We start from the raw sequence: 22,917 nt of genomic DNA on the forward strand, positions 1-22,917 counted from the left end.
TATATACTATATGTATAAGAATCTTTTTCACTGTGAAATGTAGAAATAATTGTCATGTTCTACGATTCTCGGTTCTATATGAGAAAGTTTACGTCACTAATCATGTTCAATAGTGAACAAACCAAAATAAAAGGAGTGAGTTTTGCTTGTTTCTCTCCGGCGTCGTCGATCAAACATTCAAAAAACTTAAAACACAAACGGCCAACCTTATTACCTTATCCAACCTGTCGTTGGGTGGATTTGCTATCATTTCTATTCTTCATGATCAATTAAATCTAAGTTTAATACTCATTTTTATTGCCGCTCTGACAGACCGATTCGATGGAATGATCGCGAGAAAATTAAGTATAGAGTCGGAATTAGGTAAGCAGCTTGATTCCATGAGTGATATCGTCTCATTTGGTGTTGCTCCTGCTTTGCTTATGTATACAGCTGTCCTTCATCAGTTTGACGTACCTGGAATGTTTTTCACCATCCTTTATATAGGCTGCGGGGCTTATCGATTAGCCCGATTCAATATATCAGAAAATAACGGCTATTTCACAGGATTGCCCATTACTGTAGCTGGATGTTTAATAACGATGTGCTATTTCGCGATTCCTTATGTTTCAAGCGTTCTACTAGTATGTATGACAATCCTTCTCTCCATTTTAATGATCAGTCCATTTTCACTAAAAAAAATGTAAACGTTGAAATGAGAGCCCGGTTCATTGTGAACTGGGCTCTTTTGATTGAAAGTGGAACTTCTCAAGTATTGCTTGTCGCCTCCGCTTTTCTCTGTCTAGCTATGGCGGCTTGGCCCTCGAGGTCATAAGCTAAATCGACCAAAAAGGCAAAGTACGCCTTTCCGGTCGATTCCTCTTATGCTTGTCGGGCCAGATCGAGCCGCCTCCGCTTTTCGTTGTCCAGCTATGGCGGCTTGGCCCTCGAGGTCATAAGCTAAATCGACCAAAAAGGCAAAGGACGCCTTTCCGGTCGATTTAGCTTATGCTTGTCGGGCCAGATCGAGCCGCCTCCGCTTTTCTCTGTCCAGCTACGTGGCTTAGAGGCTCGAGGTCATAAGACGAACCTGACAAAAAGGCAAAGTACGCCTTTCCGTCAGGTTCGTCTTATGCTTGTCGCCTCTGGGCAAAGCCCCTCCGCTTTTCTAATAACAGTTGGTGTAGTACCACCAGCCACCGAATAGGAAAAGTAGGATTAGTAAGATGACGACAAGGGCAAAGTAGAATCCGCCGCCACCATAGCAACCTGGATAAACTGGACCATAACACGGGTATCCATAAGGCATGACCATACCTCCTCACTCACTTTTGCTATTAGTATATGTAGATAGGATTATAGCGTATAGGCAGTTTCCACCTTTATTATAGAATTCATCCGGGAAGAAAATGTTCCTTTTCTTTGATTACTTTCTCCGGACATGCAAAGACCTTCCATTTTTGACATATGAATGAGTATAGGCATAAGTCCTTAATGGAGGTGTAAAAATGTCTGGAGTTCTAACAGCACTGGGGTATTTCTTTAAGGAGTTAATCTTTCTCGTCTCTTACGTTAAGAATAATGCCTTTCCTCAACCACTATCTGCTGCTGATGAACGGAAATATTTACGTCTGATGGCAGAGGGGGATGAGCACGCCCGTAACATGCTCATTGAACATAATCTCAGATTGGTTGCGCACATCGTCAAGAAATTCGAAAACACAGGAGAAGACCCAGAAGATTTGATTTCCATCGGGACCATCGGATTAATTAAAGCGATAGAAAGCTATTCAGAAGGAAAAGGAACGAAGCTTGCTACTTATGCTGCCAGATGTATCGAGAATGAAATCCTCATGCACCTGCGCGCCCTCAAGAAGACCAAAAAAGATGTTTCCCTTCACGATCCCATCGGTCAGGATAAGGAAGGGAACGAAATCAGCTTGATTGATATTTTAAAATCGGAAAGCGATGATGTCATTGATACGATCCAATTAAGCATGGAGCTCGAAAAAGTACGCAAATATATTTGTGTCCTTGACGAGAGAGAAAGAGAAGTCATCGTGGGACGCTTCGGCCTGGATTTAAAAGAGGAAAAAACCCAGAGAGAGATTGCGAAAGAACTGGGAATCTCGAGAAGCTATGTATCACGGATCGAAAAAAGGGCCCTCATGAAAATGTTTCATGAATTCTATCGTGAAGAAAAAGAGAAGCGAAATAAATCGTAAAAAAAGAAAAGCGACCCTGGGATCGCTTTTCTTTTTTTTCCCTACTCTACACTAACTTCAGCAGAGATAATTAACCCAATCGCAGATGTCAGGACAAGACCCATTATCATAGAAAACATCATAATCCCTCCCCCTCATTATTAGCCATGTACTTTGCTCTTCCTACTACTAATGTATCACCAAAAAACAAAGATTCCCCTCCCAATCGTGAACATCTTATTACTAAAAATTGACAAACCTGTGACTACCGAGTGCCAAAACTACAAAAATAAAAAAAAGAAGGGCAGCCTCCAAAGAAGCTCCCTCCCATTATGATTATTTGGTTTCCCGTTTCTTCTTATTATGGAAGAAAGCCGACCAAATCATGATATTTAAAAACATCGTTCCACCCACCTTCAGAATCGTTAGGTAGTATCCTTCTCTACCCATAGCGCATTTAGCCTTTTCTCCTGTACAAAAATCATGATTCATTCCCCTCTCCATTAGTTGATACAGAGTCTAAAACAATTGCGACATGTATTGCTGCTTTGTCTTCGTTTCTTCAAAACATTTAGAAACTGTTTCATTGTGTGAAGCTTCTTCAAACGTTTCCTGTTTTTTATTGAATGTGACAGTAATAAATAAAAGATTCAGTGTCATACGTATCACCCCTTTCAAAGTCGCTGAAATACTTCAGGACATAGTAAAAAGCCACAAAGAGACCAATCCTTGTGACACAAAAAAGCCACAGGAATCTACATTCTCCCTGTGGCTATCATTTAATAAAATTAAAATTAAGCTTAGAGCATCCCACAAGTGGTCGAATGATGAAAACAATATGAAGTTGTGACTTTTTTTCCAATAAGCACGAACATTTCCTTCGACCTCCCTTTTGTGATTTTTTTCTTACATTGGTTAGTATATCCAATTTACAATCATAAGTAAACTCTTTTCTTCATTATTTTTTCTACAAATTTCCACATTCAAAAGCAGAACCCTATGTCCAAAACCACTGAAGCTTGACGGTAAAAAAAGCGGGCTCTAGAAGTGAGCCCGCTTTTTGTCATCTATTCATCTACAGATTGCAGATCTTTTTTATATTTGATGGCCTTTGTGAAAAATAGGAGTGACAACCCAAGCAACACAGTGGTCCCTGTCATGAGAGTGACCATTTTGCCTGGTGTGACCGTTTCTGTTGGAATGATGACGCCTAAATACATAAAGACACTTAATGCTAGCAATGTAAAACCATATCGCTTGAAATCATTAATTCTATGTTGAATCGCCTTTTTGTTCTCCACGTACATTCACCTACTTTAGAACTAGTAAACTCTCATTCTATGGTAACATACGTAAGCATGAAGATTACCATGTAATTGATACCAGTTCTGCCACAGGTTCCTTTACTTGGAAAGGGCATTCTCAATATCAGCAATTAAGTCTTCTACATCTTCAAGTCCTACTGAAATACGAACCAATCCGTCTGTGATTCCGAGTTCGTTACGACGATCTGCTGGAATAGAGGCGTGGGTCATACGGGCAGGAACAGAAATTAAACTTTCTACAGCTCCAAGGCTTTCAGCCAAAGTGAAGTATTTGGTGTTTGTTAACAGTCGGTCTGCATTTTCTTCGCTTCCTACATCAAATGATACCATGCCCCCAAAGCCTGAAGCTTGCTTCTTCGCAATAGAGTGATTTGGATGATTTTCTAACCCCGGGTAGTAAACCTTTGATACTTTCGGATGTCTGGTAAGAAACTCAACGATTTTCTTTGTGTTTTCCTCATGCTCTTCCATTCGTAACCCCAATGTTTTTATCCCACGAATCAGCAACCATGAATCTTGTGGCCCAAGCACCCCGCCTGTAGAATTTTGAACAAAGAACAATTCTTCAGCAAGCTCTTCGGAGTTCACGACGACTAGCCCTGCGACAACGTCACTGTGTCCGCCGATGTATTTCGTTGCACTGTGAAGAACGATATCCGCTCCAAGGCTTAGCGGGTTTTGCCAATAAGGAGTACTGAACGTATTATCGACAATAGTTAACAGATTGTGTTTCTTAGCTAATGAAGCAGCTGCCTCGATATCAGTAATTTTCAATAATGGATTGGTTGGTGTTTCAATGTATACTGCCTTAGTATTCGGTTGGATGGCACGTTCGATATTGGTGATATCACTTGAATCAACGAAAGTGGATTCGATGCCGATGCGGTTTAAGACTTTGGTCATGACACGGTACGTTCCTCCGTACACATCATCTGTCATCACGATATGATCTCCACTATTGAACATCATCATAACCGCTGTAATGGCCGCCATCCCTGATCCGAATGCAAAGCCTTTTTCTCCACCTTCAAGATCTTTAATAAGTTCTTCAAGTGCGTGACGAGTAGGGTTACCTGAACGTGAATATTCAAAGCCTTTATGCTTTCCAACTTCATCCTGCTTATACGTACTCACCTGATAGATAGGTGTAGATACTGCGCCTGTTTGAGGGTCTGTCGGGATACCGCCGTGAATTAATTGAGTTTTCTTTTTCATGATTAAATTCCTCCTTCATAAATTTTCTTACTTAAATATCGCTCACTTGAATCGGGGAAGATCGTTACGATATGACTTCCTGATTTAGCTTCTTCTGCTTCTTGTAATGCTGCGTGCAGAGCAGCTCCGGATGAGCTTCCTACTAGCAGCCCTTCCAATAATGCCAGTTCCTTTACTCGTTTAAAGGCGTCAACGTCAGCTACAGTATGGATGCTATTAAAATAGTCTGCATCCATATAGCCGGGCAGGAATTCCATCCCGATTCCTTCCGTTTTATGAGGTCCGGGTTTCCCTCCATTCAAAACGGATCCTTCCGGTTCAACAATTACGGTTTTAATGTTTCCGCTCATTTCTTTTAAGTATCGGGCAGTTCCCATGAACGTTCCGCCAGTGCCTGCTCCTGCCACAAATGTGTCGATGTTCCCACCCATTTGTTTCCAAAGCTCCGGTCCCAATGTTTTGTAATAAGTATTGGGATTGGCTTCATTCCCAAATTGCTGTGGGGAATAGGAATTTGGGGTCACCTTCACAAGTTCATCCGCTTTTGCAATGGCTCCTTTCATACCCTCTTCAGTCGGAGTATGAACGATTGCTGCACCCAATGCTTTCATCAGCTCTTGTTTCTCGATGCTGAATTTTTCAGGTATGCAGAACATCACTTTGTACCCTGAATTCACGCACGCCAATGCTAAGCCAATCCCCGTGTTCCCTGCAGTCGGTTCGATGAATGTACCACCGGGTTTTATTTTACCGCTTTCAACCGCGTCTTTTACTAATTCCAGTCCTAAACGATCCTTTACACTTCCACCTGGATTAAAGAATTCCAATTTGGCAAAGAGGCGAACACCTTTCTTCAATGGGAATTGTGTAAGTTCAACAATCGGTGTATTCCCTATCAGATCATGTACACTCTTATACACGTCCATATATTCACCCCCCTTAATCAAAACGGACCCACTAGCCAAGCTCTCATGACGGTTGAATGGAATGCTCGATTGAACAAGTCCACGATCATATGATGAGAGGAGAAGGCGAATGGGTCAGCTGTATTTACCTTTTATTAGACAGACTTTACAATGCTCATGACCATTTTCGCAGAGTGAAGTGCCGCCTTTTCTAAGTATTGATCAAATGAAATATCAGATTTCTTACCGGCAATATCCGAAAGCGATCGAATAATGACAAAAGGTACATGGAACTGGTGAGCCACTTGCGCGATGGCTGCCGCTTCCATTTCAACTGCCTGTAGATCAATAAATTTGTCACGGATCGCTTCCACACGCTTAGGATCATTCATGAATGAATCTCCAGTAGCAATTAATCCTGATACCACTTGTGCATCTCCCAATTCTCTTACGCTGTCAATGGCCGTTTGTTTTAATTTCTCGTCTGCTAGAAAGGCTGCAGGAAGCTGTGGAACCTGACCATACTCATAACCGAAGGCCGTTACATCCACATCATGGTGTCTCACTTCTGTGGAAATTACAACATCACCAACATTTAGCGAAGGATCGAATCCTCCTGCTGACCCAGTATTAATGATGCAGTCCGGTTTAAAGTGTTGTAAAAGAACAGCTGTTGACATCGCAGCATTCACTTTTCCGATTCCCGAGCGAAGTAAAATGACTTCTTTGTCATTCATAGTACCGCTTGTATATTCACACCCTGCAATTGTTTCCACAGTAGGGTTTGAAATGTTCTCTCTTAATAAGGCTACTTCTTCTTCCATTGCTCCGATGATGGCGATTTTCATGGTTAAAACCTCTTTCTACTGTTTAGTCGCCTCCATAATCCACACAAAGTGATTCACCTGCTTAAAACGGACCGAGAACCCATTCTCATGTAATAATTCTTCCAATACTTCCAGAGTGGTGTAATACTCACGCTTTAAATCTTCGGCAAGGTTATTATACTTTTTCGTTAGTGCTTGGGATATGGTGGCTTGATAATGCTGCTCCGTTTCGAACATCGTATCAGCAAATACTATTTTACCACCTTGCACTAGGAGCTTTCCATAGATGCCGAAAGCTTTTCCCTTTTCTTCATCTGTTAAATGGTGAAATGCATATGAACTGACGATCGTATCCGCCTTTCCTTCTAATGAAAAGTCAAGAAAATCTCCATCTCTGAATGTCACATGTTCCCCGAGTTTCTTCATTCCAATTGCTCTCATTTCTGGAGAAGGTTCGAAAGGAACAACATCCAATCCAGCATCCAGCAATTTCTTTGTAAGATTTCCAGTGCCCGGTCCGAATTCGACCACCCTGCCTTTTGAATGCAAGACCACTTCATCAAGGATCATTTCATAATGCTCGAAAACCGCTTGATATTCAACATCTTTCCCTGTAACTGTATCATCATATGAATCTGCCCAATTCTGAAACAGATCTAAAAATTCTCTACCCATGGTTTAGCACCTCAGCTACATTAAGTTTATAATTCCTATAAACATACTATGAATTAAAATTAAAACTGTTATTAAATTATCATATTCTCCTGACGAATTCAACAAATAATAATTGTAAAAAGAGTTTATTGACTCTAAAATAAAGGAAGAGACTCTAGTGATAAGAGGCATTCAACTGGAATAAAGGAGGATTTCAAATGAATATTTCATTTGATCTGATAGAAGATAAAGTGGAATTTTTTGAGGCAGATAGTTTACGAACTCTGGAAAAGAAGGTAGATGAGCAAATTCAGCATAATAAAGCAATTATGCTCAGTGTCCATCATGTTAATCATGCTGTTTCAATCGACGAAAATGGCAGAAGATTATATAGTGCTGCAGTTCACTTTAAAGTGAAGAAGTGATTCATAGAAAAAGAGGCTCTCCCATTTTAATGGGAGAGCCTCTTTTTCATCTATCTCTTTAGTCTTTATCGTTTTCTTTTAATTCCTGAACCTTTGTAGGCTGCCACCCTTGGCCATCCACCCATTGCAGATACACTCTGTAAGGCGTTTGGGTATCTTTTGTCGTTACGGTAGCCATGGATTTCTGAGGTCCCCCATTCCCTTCGATAAACCAAACGGTCATATTCTCTTCAGGAATGCCTGTTGCATATGAAGTGGCCTTCACTTTTTCCTGCCAGTCAGCAGTACCTAAATCGTAGGAAGAAACATGTTCACCTGTCTGCTCTGTACCGACAGGTTTCCAGTCAGGGTGCACCATGTTTTTCTTCACATTTGGTTCGTCACTTTCTTCCACTTTCATCTTACTGTCATCTTCCCCATCCAGCGCTACATTTTCCTTGTCTTCATCAGCAGTTTCATCATCTTCTTTTTGTTTTTCTTCGTCTTTTTTATCTTCGTCTGATTTGTCTTTAGCATCGTTATCTTTATCCAACGAAACAGATTGTTCATTGTCTTTTACACTACTATCCTTCTTATTTGCATCCTTGGATTCTTCATTCTGCGCATCAGAAGTCGCTTTTTCATCTCCGCCGCCTAGCACAATTGTGCCTCCTACAACTACAATTAACAGAAGTACGACTGCGATCATTATGTTCAATATCTTATTTGAATTCTTTTTAGATCGTTTATCTAATCGAGATTGGTATTTCGCCATTGTGTTCCCTCCCTATTATCCTAAACATTTTAACATGATAAGAGGAAAAGAATAAAGCGAAACATTATCCAACCCCTTTCGTTTTAGCAATAAAGGGAGAAAGGTCACAGTTCCATTGGATATGCATCTTATTGGTTTTCAAATCTATAAACGGCGTCTACACTATCTTTGAAAATAGGGTAGATTCCTCCTTCGTCAATGGTCACATCCATATTGACTGCAACTAGGGCGTACTTTGGATTTTCAAAGGGAAAATAACCTGCGAACCATTTATTATATAATTCTTTTTTCCCTCTGAAGCTCCCGGTCTGGGCGGTTCCTGTCTTCCCCGCGATCGCGTAGGCTGCCGTTTGCAAGTAGGTAGCCGTTCCCTCTGGTGAGTTCACTACCCCTCTTAAGTACTGTTGAAGTTTCATGGCGGTATAAGGAGTGATCGTTTCTCCTTCAAGCTTCTGTTTTGGAAACGAAAACATATTTGTCCCATTTTGATACTCGACTGATGATACGGCCCTTACCTGAAACTTTTCCCCACCCCTCGCAATGGTGGCCATCATATTGGCTATCCCTAGTGGGGTAACCCGAACTTCCCTTTGTCCGATGCCAGTTTGGGAAACATAATTCGGATCTTTTCTTTCTTCGTCTGATGCGAAAATCCTTCCTTCACTCACTTGAAGCTGAGGAAAGCTTTCGTAATGAAAGACATCCCCTTTCCAGGCAATATCACCAAGGAGGCCGATTTTTTCAGCATATTCATCCAGAAGATGATCATCCTTTTCCGTCAACTGTTTCGCAAGATCCGCAAAGGTCCGATTACAGCTGACCGCAATGCTTTCCTTAATATTAATGTTTCCGTGTGGTTTTTCGGCTGCTTCACCACGTATGTCTTCATCACACGGGAATAGCCTGTTTTCATCGACTATTCCTTCATCCATTGCTGCAGCCGCAACTGCTGTCTTAAACACGGAACCTGGGATCAACGCTTTAAGCATGTAATTAGTTGCTCCTCCACTAAATGGATCCCGGCTTTTCATGACAGGTCTTGAAACATTGGCTACGATTTCACTTTTTTCAATATCGAGGAGCAACAGTCCTCCTTTTTTAATGTTATACGTATCAGCCACTTCTTCCAATGATTGTTGCATATTCGCATCAATCGTCGTCTTCACATTTAAAGGGTAAAAAGGATTGGCTGGTGCCAAGTACTTTACATCAACCCCGAATAAAGGTCCTCCGATAGCATCCACATGATAAATCAGCTTGGCTTCCTCTTCTGCTACCAGCCACTCATCAAAGCTCTCTTGCAGGCCGGACACACCGATTTTTTGATTGGCTCCCTTCACTTTGTCCGGATACCGTTGGTGGAATACCTCTGTATTCTCCCCTGTTACTCCGATCAACTGTGATGCCAATACTTCGCTGCTTTTGAACTTCTTGGTTAGGGCAAATACACCTTGAATTTCGAGAGAATTGATTCCTTCCATCTGTTTTTCCGTCAGCTGCAATGGATCTTTGCCACCGAACACAATTGGTCCCTTTGCTTCCTCAAGCTTTGATTGAATCGTTTCAGGGGGAACATGGAGGATGCCGGCGACCTTATCCACCGGCCACTCCATTTGTTTAAGGAATGGGAATAGAACTAGGATATTTTTTTCCGTAAATGTAAGGGGCTCCCCGTTTCGATCCAGGAATTCTCCTCGCCCTTCATCGACCACTAATTGTTGTGTCCGTTGAGCAACACTTTCTTCAAGAAGATTTATTTTATGTTTTGAATACGATTCAGTTTGAAATAATTGCAATTGCATCAATCTCCCCGAAAGAGCACAGAGACCGAGTAATAAGACGATACTAAGCAGTCTGATTCGTTTCCGTTTCATATTGTCACCTCGTCCTCATTGTTGACGAGAATTATACGAAATAATCTTTTCGGCATAAAAAAGAAGGGGCTCGTTTATTGAGCCCCTTCTTTGGTGATTAGCTTACTTCTACAATTTTAACGCTCATTTCTCCACCTGGAGTCTGAACATTTACTTTAGCGCCGACTTTATGGCCAAGAAGACTTTTCGCGATAGGTGAATCATTTGAAATCTTTCCTTCAAATGGATCTGCCTCTGCACTACCAACGATCGTGTATGTTTCTTTATCACCGTCAGGTAATTCAACGAACGTCACTTTTTTACCTAGTTGAACTGTATCTGAATTCATATCATCTTCTTGAATGATCTTCGCATTGCGAATCATATTTTCCAGAGTAGAAATACGACCTTCAACAAATGCTTGTTCATCTTTTGCTGCGTCGTACTCTGAGTTCTCGGATAGATCCCCGAAGCTTCGAGCAATTTTAATACGCTCTACTACTTCTTTACGTTTAACCGTTTTCAGGTTTTCCAGTTCTTTTTCTAATTTTATCTTACCTTCTGATGTCATAGGAAATACTTTATCTGTACTCATGACCCTCTTCACTCCTTTTCTCTCTAAGAGCATCCCGTGCTCTGTATGTAAATATTCAACTGATGCTTATGTAGAGGCAGGGAATGGAAGGAGAATCGCTTCTCTCTCCATTCCCTACTACTTTACAATGTGGGAAAATGTAAAATCTAACCTATATGTCTTTATCTATGCTATCGTATTACAAAAATGACTTTTGTTCAAGAATTGTTTGAATTTTTGTTACCATTAAATCGATCGCCACGTGATTATGCCCACCTTCAGGGATGATCACATCCGCATATCGCTTCGTCGGTTCGATGAATTGATTATGCATTGGACGAACAACTGTGATGTATTGATCAATCACTGAATCAATGGAGCGTCCCCGTTCTTTAATATCGCGAAGCATTCTTCTAATGATTCGAAGATCAGCATCGGTATCTACATATAGCTTAATATCCATTAAGTTACGCAATCTTTCATCTTCTAATACTAAAATTCCTTCTAAAATAATAACATCTTTTGGTTCAACGAGAATTGTGTCCTCTGAACGAGTGTGCATTTTATAATCATACACTGGTTTATTGACCGCTTGATGATCCAAAAGACCATGTAAATGTTGAATTAAAAGATCATTATCAAAGGCTAATGGATGATCATAATTCGTTTTCAAACGTTCCTCAAAAGGTAGATTTGATTGATCTTTATAATAATAGTCTTGTTGCAACATTAAGATTGAATGACCTTGAAATTGCTCATAAATGGCTTTGGTAACACTTGTTTTACCTGAGCCGGAACCTCCTGCTACACCAATTACAACGGGTTTATGCTTCATAAGTATTACTTGTTCTCCTTTCGCATCATGTTATCAGGATATACTTTCTGATGAACGTAAAATTTCACAATTTGTAATGGGTGACGGGCTATTTCAAGCTCATTACCTTTTTCATCCCACATCTTCTCTACTACTTGTGTGAAGTTTGAGATTTCAGGACCAAAAAACTCCACTTCTTGTCCTGCCTTAAAGTAGTTTCGCTGCTGCATTGTGACGATTTGGGTTTCTTCGTCGTAGTCTAAAACAAGTCCGACAAATTCATAATTTGTGTTTTTCTTGTTGTGAACGCCAAACATCTGTTCTTTGAAACCTGGCACTCCTTCAAAAAATGCAGGAGCGGTGTCTCGATTCGCGCATTTTTCCAGCTCATCAAGCCACTCTTTTTGTATGCTGAAATTATCCGGATCTTTACAATATTCATCTATCACTTTGCGGTATACACTGACGACTGTGGCTACATAGTGAATGGACTTCATTCGCCCCTCGATTTTCAAACTATCAATGCCTAATTCAATCATACCCGGGATTGATTCAACAAGCTTTAAGTCTTTCGGACTCATGGCAAAAGGAGCATCCCCTTGATCGTAAAGAGGATTTTCATTCCCTTCATTCCCTTCATTCACTTCATATAAATCATAGTCCCAGCGGCAAGACTGGCAGCAGCCACCGCGATTTGAATCCCTTGCCGTCATGTGGTTACTTAATGTACAGCGGCCAGAGTATGCAATGCACATTGCTCCATGTATAAAGGTCTCGATTTCAATATCGACTTTTTCTTTCATTTCCTGGATTTCTCTACCGCTCGCTTCACGAGCCAGCACAACACGATCAAGCCCCTCTTCTTTCCAAAACTGAACAGCTTTCCAGTTTGAAAGGGACTGCTGTGTACTTAAATGCACCTCAACATTCGGGGCAACCCTTCTGCACGTCTCAATGATAAGGGGGTCTGCCACTATGATTCCCGCAACTCCAGCCTCACCGATTCCCCGAAGGTAGTCTTCAAGACCATCCATGTTCTCATTATGGGCATAGATATTAGTAGTCACATAAATCTTGGCACCGTATTTACTTGCAAACTCCACGCCTTCTTTCATATCTTCAAACGTGAAATTACCAGCATTTGATCGCAGGCCATATTCCTGTCCACCAATATAGACGGCATCTGCCCCATATTGCACTGCAATCTTCAATTTCTCAAGATTACCAGCAGGAGCTAGTAACTCAGGTTTCTTCACAATGACACGCTTTCCGTCTACCAATTTAGAGATAGGTTTTTTCACAACCGTGGTCATCGTAACTCCTCCGTTCTAATCTATCTTCTTTATGCTCTTAATACACAGTTTCTTTAAAGAAGAAGCCTGTATCCAAAGGGCGGCTTTCCGGTTGCAAACTTTTCGCTTCCTCTAAATAGTCGTCTTTCTGCTCTTCATATTGATCTTCGTCTTCTACATATAGATCAATGGCTTTACGGTATAGCTTGGTTGTTTCAAGGATATAGTGTGATGATTTCATCACTCCATCGATTTTGAAAGAATCGATTCCAGCGTCAATCATTTCGCCTAATTCATCAACAATACACATATCATTTGGACTCATAATATGAGTCCCATTTTCATCTTCATAAATAGGATATTTATTATGACGTTCCTCGTCATGCAGAAACATATTCTTTTGTTCTTTACGGTTCTCAATTTCCATCGCTTTGTCTCTATATTCAAAATAGTTCCCAAGTAAAGAACGTTTTGATTGGAACATGCAAGTCATACCGTGAACCTGTACCTCTATTTCAACTTCTGCATTTTCTTTGATCTCCACAATCGTATCCATGCTTAATTCCCTGGCCAACACGGCACGTTTCGCACCTTTTCTGCCCCAGTAATTACACGTGTACCAATTGGTGGCAGTCGTTTCTGTATTCCAGTGCAGCTTCATCTCTGGTGCCACTTCCCGAGCAGCCATTAATACAGCAGGATCTCCGAAAACGACCCCATCAGCACCAGCATGTTGAAGGAATGCAATATAATCACCAAGCTCCGCAATCTTATCATTATGGAAAAGGGCGTTCATGGCAACATATACTTTCTTGTTATGCCTATGGGCCAAGTCAATCGCTACCCTTACATCATCTCTTGAGAACTCCCCGGCAAGCCTTAATCCATACCGCTGTTCACCGATCATGAATGCATCGGCTCCCGCTGAAGCCAACTCTTCAATATCAGACACAGAGACAGGGGTTACGAGTAATTCTGGCTTTTTCATCATTGCTCACCCCTTCTTTTACTAATGGCTATTCCGTCGCCAACAGGTAAGATACTCGTGTCGAATTGCTCATGATTCATCAGCCACGTATTATATTGCTGTAGCTTCTTTACCATATTCCGAATTCTCTTCTGTTCAACCTCTTCTACGGCCACGAGTCCTTTAAACAGGACATTATCTGAATAGACCACACCATCATCTGAGAGCATGTTGGTGTAGAGTTCAAAGAATTTTAGGTATTGGCCTTTGGCAGCGTCGATAAAGATGGCATCAAAGGGACCATGCTGGGCCACTTCTTCAGCCATGTCAAGAGCATCCCCAAATACCGAGATGATCCGTTTGCCATCTTCAGAACGAGAGAGAAACCCTTTGGCTGCATCGAATCTTTCTTCATCACGCTCCAAGGTAACGATGGTCGCTTCAGGTACAGCACCTGCCATTCGTAGAGCCGAATACCCGATAGCCGTCCCGATTTCCAGAATTCGTTTCGGCTGTTGGATCCTCAGCATCCCTAAGAGCGCCTCCATACCGACCAGTTCCATGATAGGAACATTATGAACTTGTGCATATTGCTCCATCTCAGAAATTAATGCAGGTCGTTGTTTCACGATTGTTTCTATATAATGAATAACTTGTTCGTTCATATATAAGCCTCACGATCATGACCGTACTTGGTCTTAGATAAGGCGATTCTTTCTTAGACAACATGAAAAGAAGAAAGCTACAATAAGCTTTCTACTCCTCAGATCTCTTCATAAAGATAACACCCGAATATAAAAATAACTTGTACTATTTTATCACATAAAAAAGAGGAAAGCGAATGTTTCTTTCCTCTTCTTATCAGACTATTCTTCTTTGTTTGTAATGTACTTCTCTTTTTTCTCGTTATGCTCATCCAACGTTTCAGAATAATATACTGATCCATTAGAAGCGGCCAAGAAATAATAGTACTCTGTATCCTCAGGCTGCAAGGCTGCTTCAATCGACGACACACCGGCATTCGCAATCGGTCCTGGTGGCAGTCCCTTCACTCGATACGTGTTATAAGGTGAGTCCACTTTAAGATCTTTGTATACTGTTTTCCCTTTATGCTCGCCTAGTGCATAAAGCACGGTCGGATCCGTTTGAAGAGGCATATCTTTCTCCATACGGTTATAAAATACACTGGAAATCTTCCCTCTGTCCGCTTTTTCGGTTGCTTCTTCCTCAATAAGGGAAGAGAGGGTGAGGAGTTCATGAGGTGTATATTCATTTGCCGCCATGGCCTCATGGTACTGAGCCAATACCTCGTCGGTTTGAGCGATCATCTTCTTAATAATCTTATCTAAAGAAGGCTTTTTCTCATAAAAAGGGTAAGTGGCAGGATATAGATATCCTTCTAACGGGTGCTTAATTTCTTTTTTTAGAATTTCATCAGTAATCAGATCCGGATATTCCTCTTTTAATTGCTCGAGCCATTTCTTATCGTTTAATTTCGTCTCTATTTCTTCTTGTTTATATGGAGACTTATCAGCAATGATTTCTGCGATTTGATCTAATTGAAGTCCCTCTGGAACGGTGATCTTAAATTCCGCTTTTCTCATTACCTTCCCTGTCTTTAAGCTGTTGACAATTTCATTCAAGGTCATAGAAGGCGTCAAATCATAAGAGCCTGCCTGGAACCCTGCTTCATTGTTGAATTTGACATAATATTTAAAGACAGTTGAGTTTTTCACAATCCCTTTTTTCTCCAGGATATTTCCGATACTGGTCACACCGGAACCGATTGGTATTTCCACTTTTACTGATTTTGTATTGTCAGGGTCAACCGGTTTCAGGGCCGAATTCACATAAAGGTATCCGCCTATTGCTGTTCCCCCTATGACAATGACAAGACAAAGAATGACAAGTCCTACTATTTTTCTAATGACTTTTGCCTCCTCTTGTCTTTCCAGCAATTTTTTCATCAATGTCTCTTTTATATTTTTCTTTTCTTCCAAAGCTACATTTCCCCCTTTCGAGCAAAAAAGCGGGCTATCCGTTGTACATATTTCGACATCATCTCCACTATTATACAATATTTCGCACAAAGTGAAACAGGGACCTGCAAAAAGGGTGAATTTTTCGCCCCCTTTTGCGGTCCCTGTTTCATATGGTGCTATACGTTCTGCTTATTCAGCGTCTTCTTCTTCATCTAAGAAAGTGTTTAACATTTCTTCGATCATGTCCCACTCTTCTTCTGTTTCTATCGGCTTTAATTCGCCTTCTTGACCTTCGTCACCAGGCATGAATGCTGATGCATGAATTTCGATTTCTTCTTCGTCGTTCTCATCTGCTCCTAACGGATAGTAAAGAACATAAGACTTTCCGAATTTATCTGATTCAAATGTGAAAAGGACCTCGCATAATTGCTCACTTCCTTGTTCGTCAACTACTGTAATTTGTTTTTCTCCGTGTTCCATGAACATTCACCTCATCATTTTTGGCTGTCAAGAAATCCTTGAAGGATCATCATTGCAGCCATTTTATCAATTACTTTCTTTCGCTTCTTCCTACTTACATCGGCTTCTAAAAGGACTCTTTCAGCAGCCATCGTGGTCAGTCTTTCATCCCAATATTTAACGGGAAGGGATAACTCTTGATGAATTAAATCTCCATAAGCAATAGACGCTTCCCCACGTGGACCGATGGTGTTGTTCATGTTTTTAGGCATTCCAACGACAACCGTTTCCACCTGGTACTCATCGGCAAGCTCCTTTATTCGATCCATACGGAACACACCATGATCTTCGTCAATCTTAATCGTTTCAATTCCTTGAGCTGTCCAGCCAAGTTCGTCGCTAATTGCGACTCCCACTGTTTTAGAGCCAACATCTAAACCCATTACACGCATGTATTATCCCTCTTTGTGCTGTTTCAAATACGATTTGACTAATTCTTCGATGATCTCATCACGTTCTAAACGGCGGATGATATTTCTGGCATCTTGATGTCTTGGAATGTAAGCAGGATCTCCAGATAATAAGTACCCTACGATTTGATTGATCGGATTGTAGCCTTTTTCCTGCAAAGCATTATGAACCTGTAAAAGTACTTCCCTTACATCATGTTCGAATGGCTCCTCAGAAAAATCAAACCGCATCGTTTTGTCAAAAGAACTCATTTTTAGCACCTCTCTTTAGGCTTGTCTTTTTGACAACCGAATTGTTAATCGTTACCTACATTGTACACCACTTTCACAAGGAGTTAAATGGATTTGACCCATTCTTCTACAAATTGAAGGGCTTCTTCCACTTTTTCCGGTTGTTTACCACCAGCTTGAGCCATGTCCGGACGGCCACCGCCACCTCCACCACAGCGTGAAGCGACTTCTTTAACCAGTTTTCCAGCATGATATCCTTTTTCGACTAAGTCGCCAGTAACTCCTGCAATGATTGTGACTTTGTCCTCTCCAGTTGTTGCCAATACGATTACACCTGAGCCCAGTTTCTGTTTCAGGTCGTCCATCATTGATCGTAATCCGTTGCTATCTCCAGCTGCCACTTTGGCATAAAGAACATTCACACCATCAATGACCTTCACTTGATCCGTTAAGCTGCCTGCTTCTATGTTAGACAACTTTGCAGATAATGATTCATTTTCTCTTTGAAGCTCTTTCATCTCCAGTAATAAAGAGTCAACGCGATTGACAGCTTCTTTAGGATTCGATTTAAGTTTAGCCGCAACTTCCTTCAGTTGAGAAACCTGATCGTTTAATACTTGATATGCATTCTCTGCAGTCACAGCTTCAATCCTTCTCGTTCCGGCTCCGATCCCGCTTTCAGAAAGGATCTTAAACAAGCCGATTTCAGATGTATTGGATACGTGACAGCCACCACAAAGCTCTAGACTATATTCACCAATGGACACAACCCGTACTTCATTCCCGTACTTCTCTCCGAATAAAGCCATCGCTCCCATCGCTTTTGCCTCTGATAATGATTTAAGGGCCGTGTTCACTGAAACAGCCTGCCAAACCTTTTCGTTGACGATGGTTTCAATACGGTCAATCTCTTCAGCAGAAACAGATCCAAAGTGAGAGAAGTCAAAGCGTAGTCGATCTGGTTCTACTAGGGAGCCAGCCTGGTTCACATGATCTCCAAGAACATCTTTCAATGCTTGGTGAAGGATATGAGTCGCAGTATGGTTTTTCTCCACTTTCGTTCTCGACTCTCGGGAAACCTTCGCAATCACCTGTGCATGTTGCTCTAAGGTTCCTTCTTCAACGATGGCAGAATGAAGATTTTGTCCATTTGGAGCTTTCTTTACGCTTGTCACGAACACTTTTACACCATCAGCTTCAATATGTCCTTTGTCACCGATTTGTCCACCACTTTCCGCATAGAACGGTGTTTGATCCAGAATGAATTGACATTCCTGGCCTTTACCCACTTTCGGCTGGCGTTCATTGTCGACTAATAATTCAAGGATCGTTGCCGTGCTCTCCAATGTGTCGTATCCTACGAAGCGACTTTCAACCGTGATGTCGCTAAGAATTCCACCTTGCACCTGCATGCTGCCTACATCGTGACGAGCCGATCTCGCTCTTTCACGCTGAGCCTCCATTTCTGTTTCAAAACCTGCATGATCTACTGTTAACCCTTCTTCTTCTGCATATTCTTCTGTTAATTCGACAGGGAAGCCATACGTATCATACAGACGGAAGACATCTTCACCGGGTATAACGTTACTTCCGGCAGATTTTTGAACTTTAATGATGGAAGAAAGAATCGTCAATCCTTCGTTTAATGTTTCATGGAAGCGATCTTCCTCATTTTTCACTACTTTTTGAATGAACTCTGCTTTTTGTTTCACTTCTGGATAGAAATCCACCATGATTTCAGAAACAACTGGAACCAATTCGTACATGAACGGACGATTAATTTCAATTTGCTTTGCAAATCGTACCGCACGGCGAAGCAGTCTTCTTAGTACATAACCACGGCCTTCGTTGGATGGAAGTGCCCCATCACCGATTGCAAAGGCAACCGTTCTGATATGATCGGCAATCACTTTGAACGCTACATCATTTCCACTGCCTTTTCCGTATGTCTTACCGGATATTTCTTCCGTCGCTGAAATGATCGGCATAAATAAGTCTGTATCAAAGTTTGTAGGTACTTCTTGCACGACACACGCCATCCGTTCAAGGCCCATCCCAGTATCAATGTTCTTCTTAGGAAGCGGAGTATATGTTCCGTCAGGATTATGATTGAATTGTGAGAACACAAGATTCCACACTTCAAGGTAACGATCATTTTCCCCTCCTGGATATAATTCAGAGTCTTCTGGATTGTCACCATATTCAGGTCCACGATCGTAGAAGATTTCTGTATTCGGACCACTTGGACCTTCACCGATATCCCAGAAGTTTCCTTCGATGCGGATGATGCGCTCAGCAGGGACACCCACTTTTTTATTCCAGATATCAAATGCTTCATGGTCTTCCGGGTGAATCGTGACAGAAAGCTTTTCAGGATCGAAGCCTATCCATTTCACATCGGTCAAGAACTCCCAAGCCCATTCAATTGCTTCTACTTTAAAATATTCCCCAATCGAAAAGTTCCCAAGCATTTCGAAGAATGTATGATGACGAGCTGTTTGCCCAACATTTTCAATGTCATTTGTACGAATCGACTTTTGTGCATTCACGATTCTTGGATTTTTCGGGATGACCCGCCCGTCAAAATATTTCTTTAATGTCGCTACACCACTATTGATCCATAATAGGGATGGATCTTCATGGGGCACCAGTGAGGCACTTGGCTCCACACCATGTCCTTTCTCTTGAAAGAAATCTAAAAACTTCTGACGAATTTCTGCACCTGTTAATTTGTTCATTTGAAGCTTCCTCCTTTATATGTATGGTTAAAAAAGAATACAAAAAAGCCCTCATCCCAAAACAGGGACGAGAGCTGTTCTCGCGGTACCACCCTGGTTATGAACAATGAAAAGGCAGTGTATAACTTGCTCCCCTTATCGAATTGTTCATCCCTCAACAACACCTTAACGCGGATAGACGGCAGGCTTTACCTGCACTCAGGATTAGCATTCGGATATCCTTCATTTGAATTCCCTTTCAGCCTTGGGGATTTCTCTCTGGAAAATGGACTATAACCTACTCGATCCTTCATAGCTTTCATGCTATATGATTACTTGTATAAGTTGGATTATAGAAATATTCACTGTATTTGTCAATGTTGATTCTTATTTTCCCGCTAATCTTCCTTCATTGTTTGCAGAAAATGAGTGCGTCCATGAAAAATGGCGACCTTTACAACTGCTAGAACCGGCACTGCCACAATCATTCCGATCACGCCTCCAACCTCACCGCCAAGAATCAGGGCACCCATGATGAACAGGGGATGCATATGAAGACTTTTCCCAACGATGAGGGGAGATAATATATTCCCCTCTAAAAACTGAAGGGCCACCACCATGATGACAACATACATCACCATATTGACGGAAATGGTGCTGGCAACAATCACTGCCGGAATGGCCCCGATAATCGGTCCGAAATAAGGGATCACATTCGTCACACCTATGAGTAAACCGAGAATTAAGGGATATTTCATGCCGATCAACCAAAGGGTAACAGCTGAAACGCCACCGATGAGTAAACAGACCAAAAGCTGGCCCCGAATATATCCTCCAAGAGATTCATCCACATCCTTCGAAAAGGAAATCGCACTCTGTCTCCATTGTTTCGGAGTCAGATGCCACACGAATGTCTTCACTTTCGTTATGTCTTTCAATAAATAAAAGGATACGAAAGGAATGATAGCAACCAGCAGAAGACTATTCATAAATTTCATTAAGGCAGCGAGCACTAAAGCCACAAGCCCTGTCACCCACGCTTCCAGTCCATCAATTCTTTCTCCCAGCTGTGACTGAATTCCGTCCGGCCATGTCGAGGTCTCGCTCTGCACAACCTTCAGCCACCCTTGATACTGCTTTGTGAATAGAGGCGCATTCTCCGATAAATCTTTTAGCTGATGAATGATGGCAGGTGTTCCTTTATAGACTGCATAGCCCAATCCTCCAAAGAATAGGAGATAGATGAGCATGATGGCAATTCCTCTATGAATTCCAGCTTCGTGTATCTTTTCCACTACTGGATGAAGCAGATATGCAATGAATCCTCCTATTATGAACGGAAGCAAGGAAAACAATAAGACCACTAATACCGGATGCCATACAGGTTTTAACAAATAGAGAACATAAAGGAATAATGCAGCTAAAAGGGCCATAGATAGCCTGTAAATCCATTTGGTATAGGATCTCTTTTCCATTGTAGACACCTCCTTGTCTCTCTATTGTTCGAAAATAGGAGGTGGTTTTATTCATCGGAGGTTTCTATTAATGAAGTATATGATTCTAAAGAATGAAATTCCGTTTCTATAGTCCGTTTCAAGTTGAAATGGGAGCCTTATAAAAAGAAGACTGACCCAAAAAATGAGCCAGCCTTCTTATTGCTAAAAAAGTTTCTTTACTTGTTTACGAATTCGTTTCATTTGTCTTTGGCTCATCATATTGGATCTTTGTGAATAGATGGAAGCAGCGATACCTGCTCCGAAGCCCGCGATGGATGCAAATGTTTTATTCAAGAAAGACACCTCTTTCTAGCTTAGTCGGCGCTCTTCTTCATCAAACAAGTCGTCTAAGGAGCTTAACGATCCATCCTCTTCTACCTGATGAGTATGAATGACTCCTTTTGACAAGGTAAGCTCGATATAGCAACCCCAACAGTAATATTGGTTGATGCCGATCTTCCCTATATCTTTGCTCTGACAATTTGGACACTTCATCGGTACGTTCACCTCAGGTTACACCAGTAATGGTGATTATTCCCTACCATCATGTCCAATTGCAGCCAGTTTTATACTTGTTTAATGGGAATCGACGCACTAACGATGATGTGGCATCACCGTTCTTATATAGTGTGGGATATTTCCTTGATTTCATAAGGAGTAACCTTTTCCATGAAACCCAATGAATTTTTCACCCTTTGTTGTTTGAACGCACCGTGGCTAAGTTCGCTATAAAGCCTCATATTCAACTTATAAAGAATTTATGATGACGTCACTTTTTCAGTTACTTCCTTCACATAATCAATTTCAAATCCCAGATCTTCAAGCATTTGATGATCGACCGTTCCTTCCTGTCCTGCTGTTGTTAGGTAGTCTCCAACGAAAATTGAGTTTGCCGGATAAAGCCCCAAAGGTTGTAAACTTCGAAGGTTCACTTCCCTCCCACCTGAAACACGAATTTCTTTAGTAGGATTGATGAAACGCATTAAGCAAAGTACTTTCAGGCAATATCTCGGATCGAGTTCATTGGTCCCTTCAAGGGGAGTCCCGTCTATGGCATGTAGAAAATTCACCGGTATTGAATCAGCATCCAATACCTTTAAACTGTGAGCCATATCTACAACATCCTGCAACGTCTCTTTCATACCGACAATGATCCCTGAGCAAGGGGAAATACCCTGGGCCTTAGCCTGGTCTACGGTATTCACCCTATCTTCATATGAATGGGAAGTGGTGATGTTTTCATGATGGTTTTCAGAGGTGTTGATGTTGTGGTTGTACCGATCAACACCCGCTTCTTTTAAGCGCTTCGCTTGATCATCCTTTAATAAACCTAAGCATGCGCATACCTTTAACTGATACTGATCTTTTATTTCTTTTACTGCTGAGGCGACATGATCCACTTCACGATTGCTCGGTCCCCGTCCGCTCGCCACTATACAATATGTTCCAACATTTAGCTTATGAGCATTTTCTGCTCCCTTCAGAATCGTCTCTTTATCCACCATCCTATACTTCTCGATTGGTGCATTGGAAACGATGGACTGTGAACAATATCCACAATTTTCAGGGCAAAGACCTGACTTTGTATTAATGATCATATTTAATTTTACTTTGTTCCCATAATAATGTTTTCGTATTAAATACGCGCTATGTAATAACTCTAAAAGCTCATCATCTGAGCTTTGCAAAATTGATAACGCCTCTTCATTTGTTATTTCTTCTCCTTTAATTACCCCTTTTGCAAGCTGCTTCCATGTTTTCATATCCATTCTTC

The 22,917-nt window shown here is 41.4% G+C and carries 27 protein-coding genes and 1 other annotated feature; of the genes, 3 read left to right on the forward strand and 24 right to left on the reverse strand.

The features are described 5' to 3' along the window. Positions 1 to 146: 146 nt before the first annotated feature. A complete protein-coding gene (pssA, locus tag FGG79_RS10430; protein WP_138778020.1) occupies positions 147 to 686 on the forward strand; it encodes a CDP-diacylglycerol--serine O-phosphatidyltransferase in 540 nt (179 codons plus the stop codon). 461 nt (positions 687 to 1,147) lie between these two features. Here pssA and FGG79_RS21770 read toward each other — a convergent pair whose 3' ends face one another. Further along, positions 1,148 to 1,288: a hypothetical protein gene (locus FGG79_RS21770; RefSeq protein ID WP_171050888.1), complete on the reverse strand. Its 141-nt coding sequence runs from the start codon at positions 1,286 to 1,288 to the stop codon at positions 1,148 to 1,150. A gap of 199 nt (positions 1,289 to 1,487) precedes the next feature. On the opposite strand from FGG79_RS21770, the gene sigK reads away from it, so the two are divergent. Beyond that, the gene (gene sigK, locus FGG79_RS10435; RefSeq protein WP_138778022.1) at positions 1,488 to 2,204 is read left to right on the forward strand and encodes an RNA polymerase sporulation sigma factor SigK; all 717 of its coding nucleotides are present in this window, start codon (positions 1,488 to 1,490) and stop codon (positions 2,202 to 2,204) included. A gap of 315 nt (positions 2,205 to 2,519) precedes the next feature. On the opposite strand, the gene FGG79_RS21775 is transcribed toward sigK, so the two are convergent. From FGG79_RS21775 to FGG79_RS10465, 7 genes are all read right to left on the reverse strand, one after another. Further along, on the reverse strand, positions 2,520 to 2,675 hold the full coding sequence (locus tag FGG79_RS21775; protein ID WP_171050889.1) for a hypothetical protein: 156 nt from the start codon (positions 2,673 to 2,675) through the stop codon (positions 2,520 to 2,522). A gap of 27 nt (positions 2,676 to 2,702) precedes the next feature. Further along, entirely contained in the window at positions 2,703 to 2,843 is a 141-nt protein-coding gene (locus FGG79_RS10440; protein WP_138778024.1) for a YrzI family small protein, read from the reverse strand. Between the two features lie 407 nt (positions 2,844 to 3,250). Beyond that, the gene (locus FGG79_RS10445; protein ID WP_171050890.1) at positions 3,251 to 3,484 is read right to left on the reverse strand and encodes a YrhC family protein; all 234 of its coding nucleotides are present in this window, start codon (positions 3,482 to 3,484) and stop codon (positions 3,251 to 3,253) included. Positions 3,485 to 3,586: 102 nt separating this feature from the next. Further along, a complete protein-coding gene (locus FGG79_RS10450; RefSeq protein ID WP_138778028.1) occupies positions 3,587 to 4,723 on the reverse strand; it encodes a bifunctional cystathionine gamma-lyase/homocysteine desulfhydrase in 1,137 nt (378 codons plus the stop codon). 2 nt (positions 4,724 to 4,725) lie between these two features. Beyond that, on the reverse strand, positions 4,726 to 5,649 hold the full coding sequence (locus FGG79_RS10455) for a PLP-dependent cysteine synthase family protein (protein ID WP_138778029.1): 924 nt from the start codon (positions 5,647 to 5,649) through the stop codon (positions 4,726 to 4,728). A gap of 134 nt (positions 5,650 to 5,783) precedes the next feature. After that, positions 5,784 to 6,476 (reverse strand): 5'-methylthioadenosine/S-adenosylhomocysteine nucleosidase, encoded by a 693-nt coding sequence (gene mtnN, locus FGG79_RS10460; protein WP_138778031.1) that lies wholly within the window; start codon positions 6,474 to 6,476, stop codon positions 5,784 to 5,786. Positions 6,477 to 6,491: 15 nt separating this feature from the next. Then, on the reverse strand, positions 6,492 to 7,130 hold the full coding sequence (locus FGG79_RS10465; protein WP_138778033.1) for a class I SAM-dependent DNA methyltransferase: 639 nt from the start codon (positions 7,128 to 7,130) through the stop codon (positions 6,492 to 6,494). 197 nt (positions 7,131 to 7,327) lie between these two features. On the opposite strand from FGG79_RS10465, the gene FGG79_RS10470 reads away from it, so the two are divergent. Beyond that, on the forward strand, positions 7,328 to 7,534 hold the full coding sequence (locus FGG79_RS10470) for a DUF2536 family protein (protein WP_113971303.1): 207 nt from the start codon (positions 7,328 to 7,330) through the stop codon (positions 7,532 to 7,534). A 58-nt stretch (positions 7,535 to 7,592) separates the two neighbouring features. Here FGG79_RS10470 and FGG79_RS10475 read toward each other — a convergent pair whose 3' ends face one another. The 16 genes from FGG79_RS10475 to bioB all read right to left on the reverse strand — a co-directional run bounded on the left by FGG79_RS10475 (position 7,593) and on the right by bioB (position 22,906). Then, a complete protein-coding gene (locus tag FGG79_RS10475; protein WP_138778035.1) occupies positions 7,593 to 8,288 on the reverse strand; it encodes a YrrS family protein in 696 nt (231 codons plus the stop codon). A 128-nt stretch (positions 8,289 to 8,416) separates the two neighbouring features. Further along, on the reverse strand, positions 8,417 to 10,162 hold the full coding sequence (locus FGG79_RS10480; protein WP_138778038.1) for a peptidoglycan D,D-transpeptidase FtsI family protein: 1,746 nt from the start codon (positions 10,160 to 10,162) through the stop codon (positions 8,417 to 8,419). Between the two features lie 97 nt (positions 10,163 to 10,259). Continuing rightward, positions 10,260 to 10,736 carry a transcription elongation factor GreA gene (greA, locus tag FGG79_RS10485; RefSeq protein WP_138778040.1) on the reverse strand — a complete coding sequence of 159 codons (477 nt, stop codon included), beginning with the start codon at positions 10,734 to 10,736 and terminating at the stop codon, positions 10,260 to 10,262. Positions 10,737 to 10,914: 178 nt separating this feature from the next. After that, a complete protein-coding gene (gene udk, locus FGG79_RS10490; protein WP_138778042.1) occupies positions 10,915 to 11,550 on the reverse strand; it encodes a uridine kinase in 636 nt (211 codons plus the stop codon). A gap of 5 nt (positions 11,551 to 11,555) precedes the next feature. After that, on the reverse strand, positions 11,556 to 12,842 hold the full coding sequence (locus FGG79_RS10495) for a peptidase U32 family protein (protein WP_138778044.1): 1,287 nt from the start codon (positions 12,840 to 12,842) through the stop codon (positions 11,556 to 11,558). Between the two features lie 37 nt (positions 12,843 to 12,879). Continuing rightward, positions 12,880 to 13,809, reverse strand: coding sequence for a peptidase U32 family protein (locus FGG79_RS10500; RefSeq protein WP_138778046.1), 930 nt, complete (start codon positions 13,807 to 13,809; stop codon positions 12,880 to 12,882). Further along, entirely contained in the window at positions 13,809 to 14,453 is a 645-nt protein-coding gene (locus FGG79_RS10505; RefSeq protein WP_138778048.1) for an O-methyltransferase, read from the reverse strand. The genes FGG79_RS10500 and FGG79_RS10505 overlap by 1 nt, the downstream gene beginning before the upstream one ends. Before the next feature lie 201 nt (positions 14,454 to 14,654). Beyond that, the gene (gene mltG, locus FGG79_RS10510) at positions 14,655 to 15,755 is read right to left on the reverse strand and encodes an endolytic transglycosylase MltG (RefSeq protein ID WP_138778850.1); all 1,101 of its coding nucleotides are present in this window, start codon (positions 15,753 to 15,755) and stop codon (positions 14,655 to 14,657) included. Positions 15,756 to 15,959: 204 nt separating this feature from the next. Beyond that, a complete protein-coding gene (locus tag FGG79_RS10515) occupies positions 15,960 to 16,250 on the reverse strand; it encodes a DUF1292 domain-containing protein (protein ID WP_138778050.1) in 291 nt (96 codons plus the stop codon). 14 nt (positions 16,251 to 16,264) lie between these two features. Further along, the gene (gene ruvX, locus FGG79_RS10520; protein ID WP_138778052.1) at positions 16,265 to 16,681 is read right to left on the reverse strand and encodes a Holliday junction resolvase RuvX; all 417 of its coding nucleotides are present in this window, start codon (positions 16,679 to 16,681) and stop codon (positions 16,265 to 16,267) included. Positions 16,682 to 16,684: 3 nt separating this feature from the next. Further along, on the reverse strand, positions 16,685 to 16,951 hold the full coding sequence (locus FGG79_RS10525) for an IreB family regulatory phosphoprotein (protein WP_138778054.1): 267 nt from the start codon (positions 16,949 to 16,951) through the stop codon (positions 16,685 to 16,687). An 83-nt stretch (positions 16,952 to 17,034) separates the two neighbouring features. Further along, positions 17,035 to 19,668, reverse strand: a complete 2,634-nt coding sequence (gene alaS, locus FGG79_RS10530) for an alanine--tRNA ligase (RefSeq protein ID WP_138778056.1) — start codon at positions 19,666 to 19,668, stop codon at positions 17,035 to 17,037. A 60-nt stretch (positions 19,669 to 19,728) separates the two neighbouring features. Then, positions 19,729 to 19,970, reverse strand: a binding site (T-box leader). Between the two features lie 75 nt (positions 19,971 to 20,045). Next, positions 20,046 to 21,122 (reverse strand): AI-2E family transporter, encoded by a 1,077-nt coding sequence (locus FGG79_RS10535; RefSeq protein ID WP_138778058.1) that lies wholly within the window; start codon positions 21,120 to 21,122, stop codon positions 20,046 to 20,048. Between the two features lie 183 nt (positions 21,123 to 21,305). Further along, positions 21,306 to 21,437: a YrzQ family protein gene (locus tag FGG79_RS10540; RefSeq protein WP_171050891.1), complete on the reverse strand. Its 132-nt coding sequence runs from the start codon at positions 21,435 to 21,437 to the stop codon at positions 21,306 to 21,308. A 15-nt stretch (positions 21,438 to 21,452) separates the two neighbouring features. Next, positions 21,453 to 21,638 carry a hypothetical protein gene (locus FGG79_RS10545; protein WP_138778062.1) on the reverse strand — a complete coding sequence of 62 codons (186 nt, stop codon included), beginning with the start codon at positions 21,636 to 21,638 and terminating at the stop codon, positions 21,453 to 21,455. Between the two features lie 263 nt (positions 21,639 to 21,901). Beyond that, a complete protein-coding gene (gene bioB, locus FGG79_RS10550) occupies positions 21,902 to 22,906 on the reverse strand; it encodes a biotin synthase BioB (protein ID WP_138778064.1) in 1,005 nt (334 codons plus the stop codon). Positions 22,907 to 22,917: the final 11 nt, after the last annotated feature.

Source organism: Bacillus sp. BHET2 (genome assembly GCF_005938125.1).
Lineage (GTDB): Bacteria > Bacillota > Bacilli > Bacillales > Bacillaceae_B > Rossellomorea.